At 66.1% G+C, this 21160-nt stretch carries 21 protein-coding genes; 10 read left to right on the forward strand and 11 right to left on the reverse strand.

The window, feature by feature from the left end; genetic code table 11:
- The first annotated feature begins 78 nt into the window (after positions 1-78).
- Entirely contained in the window at positions 79-1965 is a 1887-nt protein-coding gene (locus tag FAZ11_RS04375) for an RNA helicase RhlE2 (protein ID WP_058782975.1), read from the forward strand.
- 126 nt (positions 1966-2091) lie between these two features.
- Here FAZ11_RS04375 and FAZ11_RS04380 read toward each other — a convergent pair whose 3' ends face one another.
- The 3 genes from FAZ11_RS04380 to FAZ11_RS04390 form a co-directional block, all read right to left on the reverse strand.
- Positions 2092-2379 carry a PA4642 family protein gene (locus FAZ11_RS04380; RefSeq protein ID WP_058760688.1) on the reverse strand — a complete coding sequence of 96 codons (288 nt, stop codon included), beginning with the start codon at positions 2377-2379 and terminating at the stop codon, positions 2092-2094.
- A gap of 119 nt (positions 2380-2498) precedes the next feature.
- Positions 2499-2969, reverse strand: coding sequence for a WbuC family cupin fold metalloprotein (locus FAZ11_RS04385; RefSeq protein ID WP_058773258.1), 471 nt, complete (start codon positions 2967-2969; stop codon positions 2499-2501).
- Positions 2966-3520 (reverse strand): hypoxanthine-guanine phosphoribosyltransferase, encoded by a 555-nt coding sequence (locus FAZ11_RS04390; RefSeq protein ID WP_058760686.1) that lies wholly within the window; start codon positions 3518-3520, stop codon positions 2966-2968. Before FAZ11_RS04390 ends, FAZ11_RS04385 begins: the two co-directional genes overlap by 4 nt.
- A gap of 259 nt (positions 3521-3779) precedes the next feature.
- Between FAZ11_RS04390 and upp the strand changes: the two genes are divergently transcribed.
- The gene (upp, locus tag FAZ11_RS04395; RefSeq protein ID WP_058766230.1) at positions 3780-4418 is read left to right on the forward strand and encodes a uracil phosphoribosyltransferase; all 639 of its coding nucleotides are present in this window, start codon (positions 3780-3782) and stop codon (positions 4416-4418) included.
- A gap of 2 nt (positions 4419-4420) precedes the next feature.
- Positions 4421-5686: a uracil-xanthine permease family protein gene (locus FAZ11_RS04400; RefSeq protein WP_081318419.1), complete on the forward strand. Its 1266-nt coding sequence runs from the start codon at positions 4421-4423 to the stop codon at positions 5684-5686.
- A 22-nt stretch (positions 5687-5708) separates the two neighbouring features.
- On the opposite strand, the gene hemH is transcribed toward FAZ11_RS04400, so the two are convergent.
- A complete protein-coding gene (hemH, locus tag FAZ11_RS04405; RefSeq protein ID WP_058773257.1) occupies positions 5709-6764 on the reverse strand; it encodes a ferrochelatase in 1056 nt (351 codons plus the stop codon).
- The gene (locus FAZ11_RS04410; RefSeq protein ID WP_058766232.1) at positions 6761-7669 is read right to left on the reverse strand and encodes a TIGR01777 family oxidoreductase; all 909 of its coding nucleotides are present in this window, start codon (positions 7667-7669) and stop codon (positions 6761-6763) included. The genes hemH and FAZ11_RS04410 overlap by 4 nt, the downstream gene beginning before the upstream one ends.
- A gap of 176 nt (positions 7670-7845) precedes the next feature.
- On the opposite strand from FAZ11_RS04410, the gene FAZ11_RS04415 reads away from it, so the two are divergent.
- The 4 genes from FAZ11_RS04415 (at position 7846) to FAZ11_RS04430 (ending at position 12281) form a co-directional block, all read left to right on the forward strand.
- Positions 7846-8832, forward strand: coding sequence for an NAD(P)/FAD-dependent oxidoreductase (locus tag FAZ11_RS04415; protein WP_058766233.1), 987 nt, complete (start codon positions 7846-7848; stop codon positions 8830-8832).
- Positions 8833-8957: 125 nt separating this feature from the next.
- Positions 8958-9929, forward strand: a complete 972-nt coding sequence (locus FAZ11_RS04420) for a YbgA family protein (RefSeq protein ID WP_058773256.1) — start codon at positions 8958-8960, stop codon at positions 9927-9929.
- A gap of 10 nt (positions 9930-9939) precedes the next feature.
- On the forward strand, positions 9940-10863 hold the full coding sequence (locus FAZ11_RS04425) for a MerR family transcriptional regulator (protein WP_058766235.1): 924 nt from the start codon (positions 9940-9942) through the stop codon (positions 10861-10863).
- Positions 10860-12281, forward strand: coding sequence for a cryptochrome/photolyase family protein (locus FAZ11_RS04430; protein WP_058773255.1), 1422 nt, complete (start codon positions 10860-10862; stop codon positions 12279-12281). The genes FAZ11_RS04425 and FAZ11_RS04430 overlap by 4 nt, the downstream gene beginning before the upstream one ends.
- A 27-nt stretch (positions 12282-12308) precedes the next feature.
- Here FAZ11_RS04430 and FAZ11_RS04435 read toward each other — a convergent pair whose 3' ends face one another.
- The 6 genes from FAZ11_RS04435 to hemA form a co-directional block, all read right to left on the reverse strand.
- Positions 12309-12833 (reverse strand): acyloxyacyl hydrolase, encoded by a 525-nt coding sequence (locus tag FAZ11_RS04435; RefSeq protein ID WP_058760678.1) that lies wholly within the window; start codon positions 12831-12833, stop codon positions 12309-12311.
- Between the two features lie 151 nt (positions 12834-12984).
- Entirely contained in the window at positions 12985-13776 is a 792-nt protein-coding gene (gene murI, locus FAZ11_RS04440) for a glutamate racemase (protein ID WP_058773254.1), read from the reverse strand.
- Positions 13769-14524 (reverse strand): molybdopterin-synthase adenylyltransferase MoeB, encoded by a 756-nt coding sequence (locus FAZ11_RS04445; protein ID WP_058773253.1) that lies wholly within the window; start codon positions 14522-14524, stop codon positions 13769-13771. The genes murI and FAZ11_RS04445 overlap by 8 nt, the downstream gene beginning before the upstream one ends.
- Positions 14518-15348 carry a peptide chain release factor N(5)-glutamine methyltransferase gene (gene prmC / locus FAZ11_RS04450; protein WP_058760675.1) on the reverse strand — a complete coding sequence of 277 codons (831 nt, stop codon included), beginning with the start codon at positions 15346-15348 and terminating at the stop codon, positions 14518-14520. Before prmC ends, FAZ11_RS04445 begins: the two co-directional genes overlap by 7 nt.
- Before the next feature lie 3 nt (positions 15349-15351).
- Positions 15352-16434 carry a peptide chain release factor 1 gene (prfA, locus tag FAZ11_RS04455; protein ID WP_058773252.1) on the reverse strand — a complete coding sequence of 361 codons (1083 nt, stop codon included), beginning with the start codon at positions 16432-16434 and terminating at the stop codon, positions 15352-15354.
- Positions 16431-17699, reverse strand: coding sequence for a glutamyl-tRNA reductase (hemA, locus tag FAZ11_RS04460; protein ID WP_058760673.1), 1269 nt, complete (start codon positions 17697-17699; stop codon positions 16431-16433). Before hemA ends, prfA begins: the two co-directional genes overlap by 4 nt.
- A 244-nt stretch (positions 17700-17943) precedes the next feature.
- Here hemA and FAZ11_RS04465 point away from each other — a divergent pair, with 244 nt between their 5' ends.
- From FAZ11_RS04465 to ispE, 3 genes are read left to right on the forward strand one after another with little or no spacing between them, the layout of a single operon-like run.
- The gene (locus FAZ11_RS04465; RefSeq protein ID WP_058773251.1) at positions 17944-19668 is read left to right on the forward strand and encodes a tetratricopeptide repeat protein; all 1725 of its coding nucleotides are present in this window, start codon (positions 17944-17946) and stop codon (positions 19666-19668) included.
- Positions 19668-20282, forward strand: a complete 615-nt coding sequence (lolB, locus tag FAZ11_RS04470; RefSeq protein ID WP_420849615.1) for a lipoprotein insertase outer membrane protein LolB — start codon at positions 19668-19670, stop codon at positions 20280-20282. The genes FAZ11_RS04465 and lolB overlap by 1 nt, the downstream gene beginning before the upstream one ends.
- Positions 20279-21139: a 4-(cytidine 5'-diphospho)-2-C-methyl-D-erythritol kinase gene (ispE, locus tag FAZ11_RS04475; RefSeq protein WP_058766242.1), complete on the forward strand. Its 861-nt coding sequence runs from the start codon at positions 20279-20281 to the stop codon at positions 21137-21139. The genes lolB and ispE overlap by 4 nt, the downstream gene beginning before the upstream one ends.
- The last annotated feature ends 21 nt before the right edge of the window (positions 21140-21160 follow it).

Here is a 21160-nt window from a genome sequence, read left to right on the forward strand (position 1 = left end):
TCGGATCTTCCGGGCGTCAACCAGGAGCGCAACCGCGCCCCCACGTCGGCGGGACGCCGACAGAGACAGGAACCCCGCATGTCCTTCATTTCCCTCGGTCTCTCCGAGGCCCTTGCCCGCGCCGTGGAAGACGCCGGCTATGTGACGCCTACCCCTGTTCAGCAACGTGCCATCCCGGCCGTCCTGCAGGGTCGTGACCTGATGGTGGCCGCCCAGACCGGCACCGGCAAGACCGGCGGCTTCGCCCTGCCGGTACTCGAGCGACTGTTTCCCAACGGCCATCCCGATGGTCGTGGCTACGCCGCCAAGCAGCCTCGCGTGCTGGTGCTGACGCCGACCCGCGAACTGGCCGCTCAGGTCCATGACAGCTTCAAGGTCTATGCCCGCGACCTGCCCATGCGCAGCGCCTGCGTCTTCGGCGGCGTCGGCCTCAAGCCGCAGGTCACCGCGCTGGCCAAGGGCGTCGACATCCTGGTCGCCTGCCCGGGCCGCCTGCTGGACCTCGCCGGTCAACAGAGCGTCGATCTGTCCGCCGTGGAAATCCTGGTGCTGGACGAAGCCGACCGCATGCTCGACATGGGCTTCATCCATGACGTGAAAAAGGTCCTGGCCCGCCTGCCGGCCCAGCGCCAGAACCTGCTGTTCTCGGCCACCTTCTCCAAGGACATCACCGACCTCGCCGGCAAGCTGCTGCAAGATCCCGAGCGAATCGAGGTCACCCCGCCGAACACCACCGTCGAGCGCATCGAGCAACGGCTGTTCCGCATTCCGGCCAACCAGAAGCGGGCCCTGCTCGCTCACCTGATCACCCTGGGTGCCTGGGAACAGGTGCTGGTGTTCACCCGCACCAAGCACGGTGCCAACCGCCTGGCCGAGTACCTGAACAAGCATGGCCTGCCGGCCGCGCCCATCCATGGCAACAAGAGCCAGAACGCGCGCACCAAGGCCCTGGCCGACTTCAAGAGCAACGACATCCGGGTGCTGGTGGCGACCGACATCGCCGCCCGCGGCCTGGACATCGATCAGCTACCCCATGTGGTCAACTTCGAGCTGCCCAACGTCGAAGAAGACTACGTGCACCGCATCGGCCGTACCGGCCGGGCCGGCCGTAACGGCGAGGCCATCTCGCTGGTGGCGCCGGACGAAGAGAAGCTGCTCAAGGCCATCGAGCGCCTGACCAAGCAGAGCATCCCCGACGGCGACATGCAGGGCTTCGACCCCGCCAGCGTGCCGCCGGAGCAACCGGAAGTGCGCGCGCCGCGCGAACCCCGTGGCAAGCCGCAGCAGAATCGCCAGAAGAAGGCTGACAAGCCGGCGCGCAGCGAAGGTCAGAGCCAGGGCGTAGGCCAGGGCAAGCCCAGCAACAAGGGTGACCAGGCCGCCGCGCAGCCCCAGGGCGAGCGCAAGGGCCGCACCCGCAACCGCCGTAATCGTCGTGACCGCGATGACGTGGGCCAGGACAAGGCCGCCGTGCAACCCGGCCAGGCCGTCGCCCAGCAGCCGCGCAATCGTGATCCGGAAGAATTCCTGGACGACGATTACGACAACTTCGGCAACAGCGTCGACTACGTCAGCCCCTACCAGGGCAAGGGCCGCAACGGTCAGCGTCGTGGCAACAGCGGCAATGGCGCCCGTCCGGCCGCTGCCGCCGGCAACGGCCAGCCCCGCCAGGGTCAAGGCCAGGGTGCCGGTGCCGCCCGTGGTCCTCGCGGTCAGCAACAGCAGCAGCCTGGCAAGCGCCGCGGCCAGAACGGTCAGCCCCGTGCCGCGCGTCCCTACGAAGCGGCACCGAACGAGGCGCGCTCCTATGCCGCCGAGGAGCGGGCACCGAGCAAGCCGCAGCCGAAGATCGTGCACAAGCCGTCGCGCGCCGATCGCCTGCCGACCCTGGAGCAGCTGGAAGAGCTGCCAAGCCGTCCGCGCAGCGAGAAGCCCGCGCTGCTGACGCGCAACCGCGAAGCCTGATGGATCACGGGCCGCTCCGGCGGCTCGTTTTCCAGGCAAAAATAAACCCCGCCATGGCGGGGTTTATTTTTGCCCTGTCGAAAAGCTCACCGACCAGGGCCGGCACCTTTCAGACAGTGCCAGAACTCAGGCATGAGCGGCGCGCAGGGCATCGATATACGGCTCGGCCTGGCGATGGCTGCGGATCAGTTCGATGAAATCTTCGCCGTCGGCATTGCGCGCATCGAGGTCATAGCCCGCTTCGACGAAGAAGCCGACGAAGCGCTCGAAGTCATCGGGGCGCAGCCCGCGATAGGCCTTGACCAGCTTGTGCAGAGACGCTGGGGTATCGTCGGCCGGCTCGACATCGAGGAACAGCTTGATCTGCTCGTCGCTGATCTCTTCACCGATGACCTGCTTTTTATCCTTGCGCATCCTTTAGCTACCTGTGCTGGGGGATTTTTTGAAAAAAAGACGAGGGCCGATTCTAACTCCGCCCTTCGCCAGGTAGCCAGTGACAATACCGTGTCGATACCGCGAAACCGACCGGAAGTTCAATCGAATTGAGCGCGCAGCCAGGCGTGATAGCGGGGGGCATCGGCCGTCCCTTCCAGCGGCGCCCACGCCGGTCGCTCGCCTTCGCCCAGGGGGACGAAAGGACCGGCCTTGCATTCGAAGAACAGGCAATCGCCGCCCAGGGCGACCAGGGCGTGGTAGTGCCCCGGCGCGAGATCGACGCCCAGGCAGCCGGCTGCCTGGGACAACTCCTGGCGCTGCAGCACGCCCCCCTGCTCATCGAAACTCAGCAGGCCCAGCCGGCCTTGCAGGACCAGCAGGCTCTCGGCCTTGTGCGGGTCCAGATGGCGATGGGGCGGCACGTAGCTGTCTGCGCACATGCCGACCACCAGGCGATGGCAGGGCTCGTCCATGGCGTGCAGGTTGTGATGGGCCCGTCGCCGTGGGCTGAGCGCCGCCTGCCGCAGCAGGTCGGCGAACAGCGCCTGATCGAACAGCCTCAGGCTCACAGGCCCTTCACGGCATAGATGCCGGGCGCGTTGCGCCAGTAGCCCTTGTAGTCCATGCCGTAGCCGAAGATGTAGCGATCGATGCAGGGCAGGCCCACGTAGGTGGCCTCCAGGCCCTTGACCTTGCGGTCATGGGTCTTGTCGATCAGCACCGCGGTATGCACCTGGCGGGCGCCGGCGTGGCGGCAGAAGTCGATGATGGCCTTGAGGGTATGGCCCTCGTCGAAGATGTCGTCGACGATCAGCACATCGCGGTCGATGAAGGACACCTCCGGCTTGGCCTTCCAGAACAGCTCGCCGCCGGTGGTCTCGTTGCGATAGCGGGTGGCGTGCAGGTAGGACATCTCCAGCGGGAAATTCAGCCGGGTGGCCAGCTTGCCGGTAAAGATCAGGCCGCCGTTCATCACGCAGAACACCACCGGATTGCGTTCGGCAAGATCAGCGGTGATCGCCGCGGCGACCTGGTCAATGGCCGCTTCGACCTGGGCTTCGTCATAGAGGCAGTCGGCCTCCTGCATGACCTGGCGGATATGGGCGAGATCGGCGGACATGGGGCTTCTCCGGGAATTGGGGCGCCAGCCTCGCGGGCGGCGCGGATAAAAGGCGGCAAAGGTACAGACACCGCCCGCCGATCTCAAGCGCCACCAGGCGGCTAGTCTGGTCAGACTACTGCCCAGTCGAGGTCGGATGCTTTAATGTACCGCGATTTTTTTGTGGCCCGCCCCTTGGCGGCCACCCTTGGGGCCGTCGGTCGTACCCCTGCATCCTCGTTCGCGGCGATCCGCTGCCCCACCGTCTTTGGAGAACCCCATGCCCGTCCATGAAATCCGCCATCCGCTCATCCGCCACAAGCTGGGTCTGATGCGTCGCGCCGACATCAGCACCAAGAATTTCCGCGAGCTGGCCCAGGAAGTGGGCGCCCTGCTTACCTACGAGGCGACCCAGGATCTGCCGGTGGAGACAGTGGACATCGAAGGCTGGTGCGGCACCGTGCAGGTGGAAAAGATCTCCGGCAAGAAGGTCACCGTGGTGCCCATCCTACGCGCCGGTATCGGCATGCTCGACGGCGTGCTCAGCCTGATCCCCAGTGCCCGGGTCAGCGTGGTGGGCCTCGCCCGCAACGAATCCACCCTGCAGGCCCACACCTATCTGGAAAAGCTGGTGGGTGAACTGGACCAGCGTCTGGCCATGATCATCGATCCGATGCTGGCCACCGGCGGCTCCATGATCGCTACCATCGATCTGCTGAAGAAGGCCGGCGCCAAGGAAATCCGCGCCCTGGTGCTGGTCGCCGCGCCCGAGGGCATCGCCGCGGTCGAGCAGGCTCATCCAGACGTGCGCCTCTATACCGCCTCCATCGACGAACGCCTCAACGAGCACGGCTACATCCTGCCGGGGCTGGGCGATGCCGGTGACAAGATCTTCGGCACCAAGCAGAAGGACGCCTGAGCGTGGTCGCCAAAGAACCCCTCTGGCGGGAAATCCTCGTCGGCGCCCAGATGCTCTTCGTGGCCTTCGGCGCCCTGGTGCTGATGCCGCTGATCACCGGCATGGATCCCAATGTGGCGCTGTTCACCGCGGGCTTCGGCACCCTGCTGTTCCATCTGGTCACCGGGCGCCAGGTACCGGTATTCCTGGCGTCGAGCTTCGCCTTCATCGCCCCCATCATCGCCGCCAAGGCCGAATTCGGCCTGCCGGCGGTGCTCGGCGGCGTGGTGGCGGCCGGCTTCGTCTACACCTTCCTGGGCCTGGCGGTGAAGCTACGCGGCGTGGGCTTCATCGACCGGCTGCTGCCGCCGGTGGTGATCGCCCCGGTGATCATCTCCATCGGCCTAGGCTTGTCGCCGGTGGCGGCCAACATGGCCATGGGCAAGGCCGGTGACGGCAGTGCCCAGCTGGTGCCCTACGCTACCGCCATGCTGATCTCCATGCCGGCGCTGATCACCACCCTGCTGGTGGCCATCTATGGCAAGGGCATGTTCCGCCTGGTGCCCATTCTCGCCGGGGTGTTCGTCGGCTACGCGCTGGCCTTCGTCTTCGGCATCGTCCATACCGAGAGCATAGGTGCCGCGCCCTGGCTGGCGATCCCGGCCTTCGTCGCCCCGGAATTCCACTGGGGCGCCATCCTGTTTATGGTCCCGGTGGCCCTGGCACCAGCCATCGAGCACGTCGGCGGGGTGATCGCGGTGGGCGGGGTGACCGGTAAGAATTACCTCAAGCAACCCGGTCTGCACCGCACCCTGCTGGGCGACGGCCTGGCCACCTCCTCCGCGGGGCTGTTCGGTGGTCCGCCCAACACCACCTACGCCGAGGTGACCGGCGCGGTGATGCTGACCAAGAACCACAATCCGCGGGTCATGCTGTGGGCGGCGGGCTTCGCCATGGTGCTGGCCTTCGTCGGCAAGTTCGGCGCGGCGCTGCAGACCATCCCGGTGCCGGTGATGGGCGGTATCCTCTGCCTGTTGTTCGGCTCCATCGCGGTGGTGGGCCTGAACATCCTGATCCGCCACCAGGTGGACCTGTCCGAGGCGCGCAACCTGGTGATCGTCTCGGTGACCCTGGTGTTCGGCATCGGTGGCATCGTCTTCGGCAACGGCGAGATCGGCCTCAAGGGCATCTCCCTCTGCGGCCTGATCGCCATCGGTCTCAACCTGGTCCTGCCCGGGCACAATGCCTGGAAGAAGGACGCCGAGCCGCCAGAGCGTCCGCTACTCTGACGGCACCGCTCAAGATGCCGGTCTAGGCCGGCATCTTGGGTTGCTCGATGGGCTGTGGCGGCCGCTCCGCCACCTCTTCGCACAGCTCCACCAGCGCCTCGACCCAGGCCGGATGGTCGTTGACGCAGGGGATCAGCACCAATTCCTCGCCCCCTGCTTCGATGAATTGCTCGCGCCCGCGATCGCCGATCTCTTCCAGCGTCTCGATGCAGTCGGCGACGAAGGCCGGGCACATCACCAGTAGCCGCTTGACCCCGGCCTTAGCGAGTTCGTCCAGCCGCGCCTCGGTGTAGGGCTCGATCCACTTGTCCTTGCCCAGCCGTGACTGGAAGGACACCGACCACTTGCCATCCGGAATACCCAGCCGCTTGGCGACCAATTCGGCGGTGCGCTGGCACTGGCTGCGATAGCACACCGCCAGGGCCTTGGCGCTGACCTTGCTGCTGTCGGGCGCGCGCAGGTCGTGGCTGCGATCCTTCACCAGCTTGCGAATGTGCCGTTCGGGCAGGCCATGGAAGGACAGCAGCAGGTGATCGTAGGGTTCCGCCAGATAGGGCTCGACGCTGGCCGCCAACGCCGCCTGGTATTCCGGACGATCATAGAAGGGCGGCAGGATCTTCAGCGTCAGCGGCAGCTGGTGTTCCTCGATCACCCGCCGGGCCTCGACGATGGCGGTGGTGGTGGTGCTGTCGGCGAATTGCGGATAGAGCGGCGCGTAGGTCACCTCACGGATACCCTGGCTGGCCAGGCGCTTGAGCACCGATTCCACCGAGGGCTCGCCGTATCTCATGCACAGCTCGACCGGCCCATGCGGCCAGTGCGGTCGCACCGCTTCCTGCAGCCGGCGGCTGAGCACGATCAGCGGCGAGCCGTCGTCCCACCAGATCGACTCATAGGCCTCGGCCGAGGCGGCGGGTCGCTTGATCAGCACCAGCGACACCAGCAGCCGGCGCAGCGGCCAGGGCAGATCGACCACGTAGGGGTCCATCAGGAACTGGTTCAGGTAGCGCTTCACGTCGGGGACATGGGGCGAATCGGGCGAACCCAGGTTAGCGAGCAGCAGAGCGTTGGCAGTCATCGTGAATCCTTGGCAGCGAGCAGATTGGCCAGGGCCGCATCCAGCTCGGGATAGCGAAAGACGTACCCGGCCGCGAGCAGGCGCTCGGGGCGGGCGCGCTGGCCACCCAGCAGCAGGATGGACAGCTCTCCCATCAGGCGCAGGGCGAAGGCTGGAATCAGCAGCCGCGCCGGGCGCCGCAAGGCCCGTCCCAGCGCCTCGGTGAAGTCTCTATTGCGCACGGGCTGGGGGGCACAGAGATTATAGGGACCCTGGGCATCGCTGCGGTTGAGAAGAAAATCGATGGCCCCGATTTGATCCTGCAAATGAATCCAGGGCATCCATTGGCGGCCACTGCCCAGGCGCGCGCCCAGGCCGAAACGGAAGGGTGGCAGCAGGCGCAGCAAGAAGCCATCGTCGGCGGCCAGGACCAGCCCGGTGCGCAGATTGACCACGCGGATACCCAGGGCCTCGGCTTCGTTGGCCACCTGCTCCCAGGCCAGGCACAGCTCGCCGGCGAAGTCCGGACCCGCAAGGTTGTCCATCTCGCTCACCGGTTTTTCGCCACTGTCGCCATAGAAGCCGGTCGCCGAGCCGGAGAGCAGTACCGCAGGTTTCTGGCTGCGCCCGCGCAGCCATTCGATCAGGCGCTCAGTGGTGCCGATCCGACTGCGCCAGAGTTCGGCCTTGCGCGCCCGGGTCCAGGGTTTGTCGGCGATGGGGGCGCCGGCCAGGTTGACCACGGCATCCAGATGCTCGTTATCCAGCGCCTCCAGTTGGGCAATGCCACGCACCTGGGGCCCGCATTCCCGGGCGACCCGCGCCGGATCGCGACTGAGGACGGTGAGTTGGTGTCCGGCAGCCGCCCATTGGTGGCACAGGGCGCGGCCGATGAGTCCGGTGCCACCCGTCAGCAGGATATGCATGTTGTCACTTCCTTCTCGTAATGCCCCGCCGCTCGTAGGCAACTGAACGAAGGGATGAGGATTGTTTGGTATGGTCGTGGGTCGAAAGATCCAGAACGGTTGCCAGTCGTAGCCGTAGAGCCCTTGCACAAGCAAACGTTCGACAAGGGCGATTCGTCAGATAAGCGAGGTCCATCATGACTGCCCCTATCGCCATCGTTGGCGCAGGAATAGCCGGACTTTCCGCCGCCCAGACGCTGATTCGCGCCGGGCAGCAGGTCCAGATCTTCGACAAGAGCCGCGGCAGCGGCGGCCGCATGGCCAGCAAGAGAAGCGAGGCCGGTGCCCTCGATCTGGGTGCCCAGTATTTCACGGCGCGCGATCGCCGCTTCATCGACGCCCTCAACGAATGGCGGCGTGCCGGTTGCGTGGCCGAATGGAATCCGCTGCTCTACCAGTATCGCGACGGCCGCCTGAGTCCGTCCCAGGACGAGCAGCCGCGCTGGGTCGGGGTGCCGCGCATGAGCGCCATCACCCGGCACCTGGTGGCCGACCTGCCCGCCACCTTCGACTGCCGCATCACTGAGGTCTTTCGCGGTGCGCGCCACTGGCACCTGCTGGATGCCAATGGCGAAACCCATGGTCCCTTCGCCCAGGTGATCATCGCCGTGCCGGCCCCCCAGGCGACCGCGCTGTTGTCCAGCGTGCCCAAGTTGGCGGCGACCGTGGCCGGCGTCGGCATGGAACCGACCTGGTCGGTGGCCCTGGCCTTCGCCACGCCGCTGCAAACGCCGGTGGAAGGTTGCTTCGTGCAGGGCAGCGAGCTGGACTGGCTGGCCCGTAATCGCTGCAAACCCGAGCGCGACGCCACCCTCGACACCTGGGTGCTGCATGCCACCAGTGCCTGGAGCAAGGCGCACATCGATGCCTCCAAGGAGGAAGTGATCGAGCGGCTGCACGGCGCCTTCGCCGAGCTGATCGGCTGCCCGCTGCCGGCCCCGAGCTTTACCCTGGCGCACCGCTGGCTCTATGCGCGCCCGGCGCAACCCCATCAATGGGGCGCCCTGGCCGATCCCGACATGGGTGTCTTCGCCTGTGGCGACTGGTGTTCCAGTGGGCGCGTGGAAGGTGCCTGGTTGAGTGGTCATGAGGCGGCGCAACAGCTCCTGGGCAGTCTGGAATAAACGACGAAGCGCACGCCGTCTGTAATCTGTGGCGAATCTTTTGGTGTAGACCCCTGTCGAAAGTTTCACGAAACTTGTACAAATAGACAAACCTTGTACAAGAAAATCCACGACAGGGGACTGCCATGCTCAACACCTCTCCTTCCAGCCTGCCGCGTCCGCGTCTGGGCATCAGTGCTTGCCTGCTGGGTGACGAGGTCCGCTACAACGGTGGGCACAAGGAATCCCGTCTGTGCAGCCAGACCTTCGCCGAACACTTCGACTTCGTCCGCGTCTGCCCGGAAATGGCCGTGGGTCTCGGCACGCCGCGCGAACCCATCCGCCTGGTGGGGGACGCCCAGGCGCCGCGCGCCGTAGGCACCGTCGATCCCAGTCTCGACGTGACCGCCGCCCTCACCGGCTATGGCGAGAAGATGGCCGCCGAACTCACCGACCTGTCCGGCTTCATCCTCATGCAGAAATCGCCCTCTTGCGGTATGGAGCGGGTCAAGGTCTATCACGCCAACGGCCAGGGCAGCGACAGCGATGGCCGCGGACTCTTCGCCGCCGCCATCATGCGGCTACGACCGGACCTGCCGGTCGAAGAGGCCGGTCGACTCAACGATCCCGTGCTGCGGGAAAACTTCGTCACCCGCGTGTTCGCCCATGCCCATTGGTTGCAACTGAAGCAACAAGGTCTGACGCCACGGGCGCTGCTGGCCTATCATTCCCGCTACAAGTACCAGCTCATGGCCCATGATCCGCATCGGGCCCGAGCCCTCGGCCAGTTGGTCGGCAGCCTCGGCCAGCGCAACCTGGACGAGCTGGGTCAGGAGTACTTCAGTGGCCTGATGACTGCCCTGAAAAAGTGCGCGACCCGTGGCACCCACTGCAATGTGCTCTATCATCTGTTCGGTTACCTGCGCCGCGCCTTGAGCGACAGTGAGAAGCAGGAGATGCAACAGTTGATCGAGCAGTACCACGAGGGGATCGTCCCGCTGGTCGTCCCCTTGACCCTGCTCAAGCATCACTTCCGCCAGCATCCGGATCGTTACGTGAACGAGCAGGCCTATCTACAACCGCATCCCGAACGTTTGAGTCTGCGAAATGCTATCTAGTGCTACCCCTTTGTCTTCGCCGCCTGGCAGTGAAGATCAGGACTATGACTCCGCCCTGCACGAAGGATGGCTCCCCATTCGCGAGATTGCCCGGCGGACCGGCGTGAACGCCGTGACCCTACGCGCCTGGGAGCGCCGCTATGGCCTGTTGGTACCCAAGCGCACGCCCAAGGGCCATCGGCTGTACAGCGAAGCCCATGTGGTGCGGGTGCAGCAGATCCTTGCCTGGATCGCTCGCGGGGTGGCGGTCAGCCAGGTCAAGGGGCTGCTCGACGAACAACGCCCCGCGGTGATTCCCAGTGACACGCCCTGGCAGGGCATCCACCAGGAAATGATGGACGCCATTGGCCGCCTCGCTTCCCGGGCCCTGGACGAAGCCTACAACCGTGCCGCCTCGCTCTATCCACCCCGCGTGTTGCTGGACCAGCTGCTATCACCGCTGCTGCGGGAGCTGGAACGCCTCTGCCAAGCCACCGACGATGGTCGTCTGCAACAGGTGTTCTTCCACTCCTGGCTGCGCAGCAAGCTGGGCGCCCGCATCTATCACAGCCAGCACAGTCTGCGCGGCTCGCCGCTGGTGCTGCTGAACCTCGACGAGACGCCGATGAACGTCTCGCTCTGGCTGTGCGCCTGGCTGATCAGCGCGGCGGATTGCCCGGTCGAACTAGTGGAGTGGTCGATCCCGGCCGCCAACCTGGATCGCCTGGTCGAGCAACTCGATCCCCGCGCCCTGGTCCTCTGCCGCGACAGCCGTCCCGACAGCGATCTGCGGCGCCAACTGCAGGCATTCGCCAATCGGCATGCCCGGCCCTGCCTCACCCTGGGCGCGCTGGGCGAGTCCCTGACCGCCGATGCCGCGCCGGCGCGCAGTCCGGGTGAAGCCTTCGATCGCCTGCAGAGTGCGGGGCTGTTGCGTCAGGAACGCTATGCATGAGTCAGCTCGTCTGGTTTCGCACCGACCTGCGCATTCATGACCACCCCGCCCTCCATGCCGCCGCCGAACACGGTCCGGTGACCGCCGTCTTCCTGCTGAGCCCGGCGCAGTGGCAGGAACACGATGAGGCAGCGGTCAAGGTCGACTTCTGGCTGCGCAACCTTGCCGAGCTGGGCAAGGCGCTACAGGCCCTGGGTATTCCACTGCTGATCCGCACCGCGGAGCGCTGGGCGCAGGCACCCCAGGTGTTGCTCGAGTTGGCCCAGGAACTGAGCCTCGACCAGCTGCATTTCAACGACGAATACGGCCTGAACGAAGCGGCGCGCGACGAGGCCACCGCTCAAGCCTTCGCCGAGGCCGGCCTGAAGGTCCATCGCTACCTGGACCAGACCCTGTTCGCCCCGGGTACCGTGCTGACCAAGAGCGGCGGCTATTTCAAGGTCTTCGGCCAGTTCAAGAAGACCTGCCTGAGCCGCTTGGAACTGGGTCTTCCCACGCCCCTGCCGGCACCGCGCAAACAGAAATCACCCAGCACTCCGGCGGACACCCTGCCAGACACTATCGACGGCTTTGCGGCGATCAGCGCCGAGCTGCAGAAACGCTGGCCAGCCGGTGAAACGGCGGCACGCGAGCGGCTACAGGCCTTTATCCGTGATGACCTGGACGACTACCACCAGGCCCGTGACATCCCGTCCGAGCCTGGGACCAGCCAGCTATCGGCCTACCTGAATGCTGGTGTGCTGTCGCCACGCCAATGCCTGCACGCGGCGGTCGAGGCCAATCAGGGGCAACTCAGCGGCGGCAGCCAGGGGGCAACCACCTGGATCACCGAATTGCTCTGGCGCGAATTCTATCGCCATGTGCTGGTGGGTTATCCCTGGGTCTCACGCAATCAGCCCTTCAACCGGGAACTCGCCGCCCTGCCCTGGCGCGACGACTCCGCCGGCCTCGAAGCCTGGCAACAGGGCCGTACCGGCATTCCCATCATCGACGCGGCCATGCGCCAGCTGTTGCAGACCGGCTGGATGCACAACCGTATGCGCATGCTGACCGCCATGTTCCTCTGCAAGAATCTGCTGATCGACTGGCGCGAAGGTGAACGCTGGTTCATGAGGCACCTGATCGATGGCGACCTGGCGTCCAACAATGGCGGCTGGCAGTGGAGCGCCTCCACCGGGACCGATTCGGTACCCTACTTCCGGGTGTTCAACCCCCACACCCAGGCCTTGAAGATCGATGCTCGGGGCGACTATGTGCGGACCTGGGTACCGGAGCTGGCCGACCTCAAGGGTAAGGCGGTGCATACCCCGGGTGCGCGCTACCTGACGCCGCTGGTGGATCTCGGTGAAAGCCGCCAACGCGCCCTGGCCGCCTACCGCGGCCTGGCAAAGCGGGCAGATACAAAAAAGCCGGACTAAGTCCGGCTTTCTTCGTCCCAGCTTCGCTTAGAGGCTGTGGCTGTAGAACAGCGCATAGGACTCGATGCCATCGTTGGGCTGCTTGATGCCTGCGTTGGAATAGTGAGTGGCGCGGATGCCGACGCGCTGGGTCTCACCGATCTTCAGACCCAGGCCGATGCGGTCCTCGAAGTTGAAGGCCGACCCCATGTCCTGCTCGCCGACCTTGGTGCTGGAGAACAGGGCGACGCCGATGCCAGCCTCGACGAAGGGCTTAACGTGACCCTTGCCGAATTCGTAGACGAAGACCGGAGCGAAGGACAGCGAGCTTTCGCCGGAAGAGTAGCCGCTCTTGCCTTCCCAATAGGTGTAGCCCGCATCCCAGTAACCGGTCAGGCGGCCCGTGGAGCTCTCCCACCAGCTCTTGTCCCAGTTCCAGCCGGCACCGATGCGGTAGGTCATGCCGCCCTGGCTGGTCGCTCCGACCGCGCCGGTGATCTCGGCGGCCTGTACCGACGCCACTCCACCCAGCGAAAGCGCGGTGGCTACTGCGAGGGAAAGTAATTTGTTCATGAGAGTGCCCTTGTGAGTGTTTCTAGTTTTTACGAACTGCCAGCATTGACCGTGAAGTCGTGAAGGGGTTCACAGGCTTCGACATTTTACCTACAGGGTTGGATGCTAGTCGCTGGCAAGGGCTTTGGCGAGCGAAACCCTACCAAAAAAGTCAGACGAACGCCTTTACCTCGGCACCTGCCGGCCACAGCTGGGGCAGCACTGCGACCAAGGCCTGGGGATCACCCGAGGTCCAGAAGCGCGTCGATCCCGCTGGCCCCGTCGCCAGGCGCTCGCTCGCCTCCAGCAGGCTGCGCAGTCGCCGCGCCACGGCGGCACCGGTGTCGACCAGGATGACCTCGGGCGGTACCAATTCGGCCAGCAGCGGCCGCAGGAAAGGATAATGGGTGCAGCCCAGGATGAGGGTGTCGCAGCCGGCAGCCAGTAACGGTTCGAGAAAGCCCTGCAGCAACAGGCGCGTCTCGGGGCCGTACAGATCGCCGCGCTCGACCTGCTCGACTAGCCCCGGGCAGGGCTGGGTGAGCACCTGAACGCCAAGGGCGAAGCGATCCAGCAGGGCGGCGAACTTGGCGCTCTGCAGCGTGCCGGTGGTCGCCAGCACCCCTACCACGCCATTGCGCGTAGCGGCCGCCGCCGGTTTCACCGCCGGCTCCATGCCGACGATGGGCCAATTGGGATAGCGCTCGCGCAGATCGGCGACCGCCGCCACCGTCGCGGTATTGCAGGCCACCACCAAGGCTTTGGCACCCTGCTCGCGCAGCCGTGCTGCGATCAGTTGGCAGCGCTCGCGAATGAAGGCGGGGGTTTTCTCGCCATAGGGAATATGGCCGCAATCGGCCACGTAATGCAGGGTTTCCGCCGGCAACAGCTGCCGGATCTCCGCCAGCACCGACAGGCCGCCGACGCCCGAGTCGAAGACCCCGACCGGTGCCTCGTCAGCCATGGCGCGCGCCGCATACCGGGCAGCCCGGATCGCGCCTGACCCGCAACTCGCGGAAGCGACTGCCGGCTGCGTCCACCAACAACAGGCGGCCCACCAGGGGCTCGCCGAATCCGGCCAGCAGTTTCAACGCTTCGAGCGCCTGCAGACTGCCCACCAGGCCCACCACAGGACCGAGCACCCCGGCTTCGCTGCAGCTGAGTTCCGCCTCGCTACCCTCGCCATAGAGGCAGTGGTAGCAGGGGCTATCGGCGCGGCGTGGATCGAAGACGCTGAGTTGGCCTTCCAGGCGGATGGCCGCACCACTCACCAGGGGGCGTCCCATTGCAACGCAGGCGGCGTTCACCGCGGCGCGGGTGGTGAAGTTGTCGGAGCAATCCAGCACCAGATCGACCGCCGCCACCCGCGCCGCCAGGCTGTCGGCATCCAGCGCCTCGCGCAGCGGCACCAGGCGCACCTCGGGATTGAGCGCCGTCAGACGTTGCAGCGCCGAATCCACCTTGCCCTGGCCGATCAGGGTTTCATCGTGCAGCACCTGGCGTTGCAGATTGCTCAGGTCGACGCGGTCGAAGTCGGCCAGGTGCAACTCGCCGACCCCGGCAGCGGCCAGGTAGAGCGCCACCGGCGAGCCCAGACCACCGAGGCCAACGATGAGCACCCTGGACTCCTTGAGTCGCAACTGCCCGGCGATGTCCACCTGGGCGAGCAGGATCTGCCGGCTGTAACGCAGCAGTTCGCCGTCGCTCAGCATGGCCAGCGACCTCCGCTGATGCGTTCGTGGCCGCCCAGGTCTTGGCGACTCTCGACCTCGGCGAAGCCCTGGCGCACCAGCAACTCGCGCACCGCGGCGGCCTGCTCGAAGCCATGCTCCAGCCACAACCAGCCACCGGGCTGCAGGTGCTCAGGCGCAGCGGCGATCAGTGCGCGGATGTCGTCCAGGCCGTCGGCACCGGCGACCAGGGCGCTGCGCGGTTCGAAGCGCACGTCACCTTGCTCCAGATGATGATCGCTACCGGCAATGTAGGGTGGATTGCTGACGATCAGCGCGAAACGTTGCCCAGAGAGGGTAGCGAACCAGTGACTCTCGGCGAACTGGACATTGCCCAGGCGCAGCCGCTCGGCATTGCGCTGCGCCAGGGCTACCGCCGCCGGGATGCGATCCACGCCGCTGACCTGCCAGCGCGGCCGCTCGTGGGCCAGGGCCAGGGCGATGGCCCCGGTGCCGGTGCCCAGGTCCAGGACCTGCGCATCTTCGGCCAAGGGCAGCGCCAGGGCGGTTTCCACCAAGACCTCGGTGTCGGGGCGGGGAATCAGGGTGTCGGGACTCACTTCCAGATCCAGCGACCAGAAGCCCTGGTACCCGAGGATATAGGCCACCGGTTCGCCCTGGCGGCGTCGTTCGAGATCGCTCTGGAAGCGCGCCAAGGCCTCGCGTGGCACCAGCTTTTCCGGCCAGGTGCGCAGGTAGCTGCGCGGCTTGTCCAGGGCGGCGGCCAGCAGCAACTCCACGTCGAGTCGCGCGCTGGGCGAATCCGGCAACTGGGTCTCGCGCAACAGGGCGCCGATGGTGGCCATGGCTCAGTCTCCCAGCGCGGCCAACTGATCGGCCTGGTATTCCTGCAGCAGCGGATCTATCACCTGCTGGACATCGCCATTCACCACCTCGCCCAGGGAATAGAGGGTCAGGTTGATGCGGTGATCGGTCACCCGGCCCTGGGGGAAGTTGTAGGTCCGGATACGCTCGGAGCGGTCGCCGGAACCCACCAGCAACCGGCGGGTGTCGGACATTTCCTTGTGCGCCGCCGCTTCCTGCTGGTCGTTGAGCTTGGCCGACAGCCAGGCCATGGCCTTGGCGCGATTCTTGTGCTGCGAGCGCTCTTCCTGGCACTCCACCACGATGCCGGTGGGCAGGTGGGTGATACGCACGGCGGAGTCGGTCTTGTTGACGTGCTGACCGCCCGCGCCGGAGGAGCGATAGGTGTCGACGCGCAGATCGGCCGGATTGATCTCGATGGTCTGCTGCTCATCGGGCTCGGGCAGTACCGCCACGGTACAGGCCGAGGTGTGGATGCGGCCCTGGGACTCGGTCTCCGGGACCCGCTGCACCCGGTGCGCACCGGATTCGAACTTGAGCTTGGCGTAGACGTTGTCGCCCTCGACCCGGGCGATGACTTCCTTGAAACCGCCGTGCTCACCCTCGTTCTCCGAGAGCACCTCGAGGCGCCAGCCCTGGCGCTCGGCGTAGCGCGAATACATGCGGAACAGATCGCCAGCGAAGATCGCCGCCTCGTCGCCACCGGTGCCGGCGCGGATCTCCAGGAAGACGTTGCGCCCATCGTTGGGGTCCTTGGGCAGCATCATCCGCTGCAGCTCGTCTTCCAGCTCCTGCAGGCGTGCCTTGGCGCTGGCCACCTCTTCCTCGGCCATCTCGCGCAGGTCCGGATCGCTGTCCTTGAGCAGCGCCTGGGCGCCCTCGAGGTCGGCCTGCACCTTGCGGTATTCGCTAAAGGCCTGGCTCACCGGCTCGAGTTCGGCGTACTCCTTGGAATAGGCGCGGAACTGGGTCTGGTCGCTGATGACATCGGCGTCGCCCAGCAGCGCGGTCAGCTCCTCGAAGCGGTCCTGCAGACCATCGAGCTTGTGCAACAGAGAGGTCTTCATGTCTTGTCCAAACCCTCGTCGAGGGCGAAGAGTTCCTGGGCCAGGGTCAGCGCATCGACGCGCCCCTCGGCGGATAGTTTCTTGAGCTGCACGCTGGGGGCGTGCATCAGCTTGTTGGTGAGGCTACGCGCCAGGGCCGCCAGGGCCTCCTGGGGATCGGCACCGTTGGCCAGTTGCCGCTGGGCGCGGGCCAGTTCATCGTCGCGGATCTGCTCGCCCTGCTGGCGATAGGCACGCACCACGTCGACCGCGGCGCGCTCGCGCAGCCGCTGCATGAAGTCCTCGACCCCGGCCAGCACCAGCTTTTCGGCGGCCTGGGCAGCGCCCTGGCGACTCTTGAGATTCTCGGCCACCACCTCGTGCAGGTCGTCCACCGTATAGAGGTAGACGTCCTCCAGCTCGCTCACCTCGGGCTCGATGTCGCGCGGTACGGCGATGTCGACCATGAAGATGGGCTTGTGCCGCCGCTGCTTGAGCGCGCGCTCCACCGCGCCCTTGCCGAGGATGGGCAACTGGCTGGCGGTGGAGCTGATGACGATGTCGCTGTTGACCAGTTCGTCGGGAATATCGGCCAGCAGCACGGTATGGGCGCCGAATTCCTCGGCCAGATGGCTGGCCCGCTCCAGGGTGCGGTTGGCGACGACGATGCGCCGCACGCCCTGCTCATGGAGATGACGGGCGACCAGGGTGATGGTCTCGCCGGCGCCGATCAGCAGCGCCTGGCTGCGGCTGAGGTCACTGAAGATCTGCTTGGCCAGGCTGACCGCGGCGAAGGCCACCGATACCGGGTTCTCGCCGATGGCCGTGTCGGTGCGCACCGCCTTGGCAGTGTTGAAGGTGGCTTGGAACAGCCGCCCCAGCAGCGGCCCGACGGTGCCCGCCTCGCGCGCCACGGCGTAGGCCGACTTCAACTGGCCGAGGATCTGCGGCTCGCCCAGCACCATGGAATCCAGGCCCGCCGCCACCCGCATCATGTGCCGCACCGCGGCCTCGTCCTGGTGCAGATAGATGCTGGCGCGCAGATCCTCCAGCGGCACTCGATGGTATTGGGCGAGCCAGGCCAGCACCGCTTCCGCCAGACTGGGCTCCACCTCCAGATAGAGCTCGCTGCGATTGCAGGTAGAGAGAATGGCCGCTTCGCGACTGTGGGTCGCCTGCTCGAGCTGACGCAGGGCCTCGACCGTTTGCTCCGGGGTAAAAGCCACGCGTTCGCGCACCTCAACCGAGGCGGTCTTGTGATTGATGCCGAGCGCGAGAAAGGCCATGGACGCAAGCAGTCGAGCGAATGGGAAAGCCGGACATTGTCCTACGCGCACGCGGTGGCGACAACCAGCAGCGACGAGCCGTCGGACAATGGCGCTCATAGCCTGGGCAAATGAATCTTGCCGGACAAAAGGCGTCAACAGCCTCGACCACCGCACGGCGTGGCCTGTCGCGACGCTTGCGAGACGCGGCCACGACCACTCTTGTGGCATGATGGACCGACTGTAAAAAGGCCGCCCCGACCCTATGACCAGATACCTTGCGCTGCTGACGACCGCCCTGCTGCTCGCCGGCTGCCAGAACCTCGGCCGTCAACCGACGCCCGCCGCCGCCATCCCGCCGCCCACCGCCAAGACGAGCACGCCGCAACCGGCCGGCTCCTTCCGCGAAGACACCCTCTACGACCTGCTGGTCGCCGAGCTCGCCGGCCAGCGCAACCGCTTCGACATCGCCCTGACCAACTACGTCGAACAGGCCAAGTCGACCCAGGACCCGGGCGTCGCCGAGCGCGCCTTCCGCATCGCCGAGTACCTCGGCGCCGATACCCCGGCGCTGGAAACCGCGCAGATCTGGGCCCGCAACGCGCCGGACAACCTCGATGCCCAGCGCGCCGCCGCCATCATGCTGGCCCGCGCCGGGCGCTACGACGAATCCATGGCCTATATGGAGAAGGTGCTCCAGGGCCAGGGCGATACCCACTTCGACTTCCTCGCCCTGTCCGCCGCGGAGACCGACGAGACCACTCGCGCCGGTCTGCTCAAGAGTTTCGACCGCCTGCTGACCAAGTACCCGCACAACGGCCAGTTGCTGTTCGGCAAGGCGCTGCTCCTGCAGCAGGACGGCCGCCCCGACGAGGCGCTGAAATTGCTGGAGCGCAATCCGGCGGCCAAGCGCGAAGTCGCCCCGCTGCTCCTGCGCGCACGCCTGCTGCAAAGCCAGGACCGTAGTGTCGAGGCCCTGCCTTTGCTGGAAGCCGGCATCCGCCAGCACCCGGAAGACCGTCGCCTGCGCCTGGCCCACGCCCGCCTGCTGGTCGAACTGGATCGCCTGGACCAGGCCAAGCGCGAATTCGCCGAACTGGTCAGCCAGTTCCCGGATGACGACGACCTCAGATTCTCCCTGGCACTGGTCTGCCTGGAAGCCCAGGCCTGGCAGGAAGCCCAGATCTATCTCAAGGAGTTGATCGCCCGCGGCAGCCATGTGGACGCCGCCCACCTCAACCTGGGGCGCAGCTACGAAGAACTCGACCAGCCCGAACAGGCCCTGGCCGAATACGCCCAGGTCGGTCCGGGCACCGACTACCTGGCCGCCCAGCAGCGCCAGACGGAAATCCTGCTGGAAGCCGGGCGCACCGCCGAGGCGCGCCAGCGCCTGGCCGAGGCCCGCAAGCGCCAGAGCGAATACGCCGTGCCCCTCTACCTGCTGGAGGTCGAGGGCCTGGCCGCCGTCGACCAGACCGCCCTCGCCGATCAGACCGTGCAACAGGCGCTGCAGCAGTATCCCAACGACCTCAACTTGCTCTACGTCCGCTCCATGCTGGCGGAAAAGCGCGGCGATCTCGGCCAGTTGGAAAGCGACCTGCGCTACATCATTGCCCACGATCCCGACAACGCCATGGCGCTCAATGCCCTGGGCTACACCCTGGCCGATCGCACGCCGCGCCTGGCCGAGGCACGCCAACTGATCGACAAGGCTCACCAACTGAGCCCGGACGATCCGGCCATCCTCGACAGCATGGGTTGGATCCGCTATCGCCAGGGCCAGTTGGCCGATGCCGAAAGCTACCTGCGCCAGGCCTTCGAACGCTTTCCCGATGCGGAAGTGGCGGCTCACCTGGGCGAAGTGCTCTGGGCCCAGGGCAAACGCAGCGAAGCGCGCAAGGTCTGGCGCGCCGGCCTCGAAGCCGATGCCGACAACCCCGTCCTGCGCAGTACCCTCAAACGCCTCACCGGAAGCGAAACCCTCAGATGATCCGCGTGCGCACTCTCTTCACCCTGTTCCTGCTCGCCCTGCTGGCCGGTTGCGCCACCTCTCGCCAGGAGGCCGTGGAAGGCCAGGGCAACGCCGCCCAGTGGCAGGCCCACAAGCAACGCGTCGCCGCCATCAACGGCTGGCAGATCGACGGCAAGGTCGGCATCCGCTCCCCGCGCGATTCCGGCAGCGGCACCCTGTTCTGGCTGCAGCGCCAGGATTATTACGATATCCGCCTCGCCGGCCCCCTGGGGCGTGGCGCCACCCGCCTCACCGGTCGCCCGGGCGCCGTGACCCTGGATGTCTCCGGCCAGGGCCGCTACGAGGCCGACTCGCCCGAGGCCCTGCTGGAACAGCAGCTCGGCTGGCGCCTGCCGGTCTCCCACCTGTTCTGGTGGGTGCGCGGCCTGCCCGCGCCGGACAGCCGCAGCCAACTGACCCTGGATGCCGACAGCCACCTGGCGCGCCTGGTACAGGACGGCTGGACCGTCGAATACACCCGCTATACCGAGCAGGACGGCTTCGCCCTGCCCGAGCGCCTGAAACTCACCGGCAAGGACCTGGAAGTCATCCTGGTGGTGAAGAGCTGGCAGCCACGCGAGCTGGGCAAATGACCGCCACGCCTGCCTTCACCCTGCCGGCACCGGCCAAGCTCAACTTGTTCCTGCACATCCTCGGTCGCCGGCCGGACGGCTATCACGAACTGCAGACGCTCTTTCAATTCCTCGACTGGGGCGACGACCTGGGCTTCGCCCGGCGTGACGATGGCGTTCTAAGCCTGCACGATGGCCTGCCCGGCGTCGCCCCCGAGCAGAATCTCATCCTGCGCGCCGCCCGCCTGCTGCAACAGGAAAGCGGTACCGCGCAAGGCGCCGACCTCTGGCTGACCAAGCGCCTGCCCATGGGTGGCGGGATCGGCGGCGGCAGTTCGGACGCTGCCACCACCCTGCTCGGCCTGAACCATCTCTGGGGCCTCGGCGCCAGTCTGGATGACCTGGCGGTCCTGGGCCTGCGCCTGGGCGCCGACGTCCCGGTGTTCGTCCGCGGCCAGGCCGCCTTCGCCGAGGGCGTGGGCGAAAAGCTCACGCCGGTTATGCCACCGGAACCCTGGTATCTCGTGGCCGTGCCGCAAGTCTCTGTAAGTACAGCAGAAATTTTTTCCGATCCGCTGTTGACACGTGACACTCCCGCCATTAAAGTTTGCGCCGTTCTCGAGTGGTCAGGTCGAAACGACTGCCAGAGTACGGTCGAGAAGCGTTACCCAGAAATTCGTAACGCTTTGATCTTGCTAAACAAATTTGTTTCAGCTAGATTAACCGGCACTGGAGGTTGCATATTTGGAAGCTTTCCAAATAAGACCGAAGCTGATACAGTAGCGAGCCAGCTACCAGCATCACTTCCAGGCTTCGTAGCCAAGGGCAGCAACGTTTCGATGTTGCACCGAGCGCTGGCAAGTCTGACCAGAGAATGAGTACAGCTAGTACTCTGCAAG

This window comes from Pseudomonas rhizoryzae, assembly GCF_005250615.1.
Lineage (GTDB): Bacteria > Pseudomonadota > Gammaproteobacteria > Pseudomonadales > Pseudomonadaceae > Chryseomonas > Chryseomonas rhizoryzae.

Bases quoted from the DNA above. Each gene is read 5' to 3' on its own strand.
- FAZ11_RS04375 (WP_058782975.1), top strand. From the start codon at position 79: ATGTCCTTCATTTCCCTCGGTCTCTCCGAGGCCCTTGCCCGCGCCGTG.
- FAZ11_RS04380 (WP_058760688.1), bottom strand. From the start codon at position 2,379: ATGCGCAAGGATAAAAAGCAGGTCATCGGTGAAGAGATCAGCGACGAG.
- FAZ11_RS04390 (WP_058760686.1), bottom strand. From the start codon at position 3,520: ATGTCCGCCGATCTCGCCCATATCCGCCAGGTCATGCAGGAGGCCGAC.
- upp (WP_058766230.1), top strand. From the start codon at position 3,780: ATGCCCGTCCATGAAATCCGCCATCCGCTCATCCGCCACAAGCTGGGT.
- hemH (WP_058773257.1), bottom strand. From the start codon at position 6,764: ATGACTGCCAACGCTCTGCTGCTCGCTAACCTGGGTTCGCCCGATTCG.
- FAZ11_RS04410 (WP_058766232.1), bottom strand. From the start codon at position 7,669: ATGCATATCCTGCTGACGGGTGGCACCGGACTCATCGGCCGCGCCCTG.
- FAZ11_RS04415 (WP_058766233.1), top strand. From the start codon at position 7,846: ATGACTGCCCCTATCGCCATCGTTGGCGCAGGAATAGCCGGACTTTCC.
- FAZ11_RS04420 (WP_058773256.1), top strand. From the start codon at position 8,958: ATGCTCAACACCTCTCCTTCCAGCCTGCCGCGTCCGCGTCTGGGCATC.
- FAZ11_RS04430 (WP_058773255.1), top strand. From the start codon at position 10,860: ATGAGTCAGCTCGTCTGGTTTCGCACCGACCTGCGCATTCATGACCAC.
- FAZ11_RS04435 (WP_058760678.1), bottom strand. From the start codon at position 12,833: ATGAACAAATTACTTTCCCTCGCAGTAGCCACCGCGCTTTCGCTGGGT.
- murI (WP_058773254.1), bottom strand. From the start codon at position 13,776: ATGGCTGACGAGGCACCGGTCGGGGTCTTCGACTCGGGCGTCGGCGGC.
- FAZ11_RS04445 (WP_058773253.1), bottom strand. From the start codon at position 14,524: ATGCTGAGCGACGGCGAACTGCTGCGTTACAGCCGGCAGATCCTGCTC.
- prmC (WP_058760675.1), bottom strand. From the start codon at position 15,348: ATGGCCACCATCGGCGCCCTGTTGCGCGAGACCCAGTTGCCGGATTCG.
- prfA (WP_058773252.1), bottom strand. From the start codon at position 16,434: ATGAAGACCTCTCTGTTGCACAAGCTCGATGGTCTGCAGGACCGCTTC.
- hemA (WP_058760673.1), bottom strand. From the start codon at position 17,699: ATGGCCTTTCTCGCGCTCGGCATCAATCACAAGACCGCCTCGGTTGAG.
- FAZ11_RS04465 (WP_058773251.1), top strand. From the start codon at position 17,944: ATGACCAGATACCTTGCGCTGCTGACGACCGCCCTGCTGCTCGCCGGC.
- ispE (WP_058766242.1), top strand. From the start codon at position 20,279: ATGACCGCCACGCCTGCCTTCACCCTGCCGGCACCGGCCAAGCTCAAC.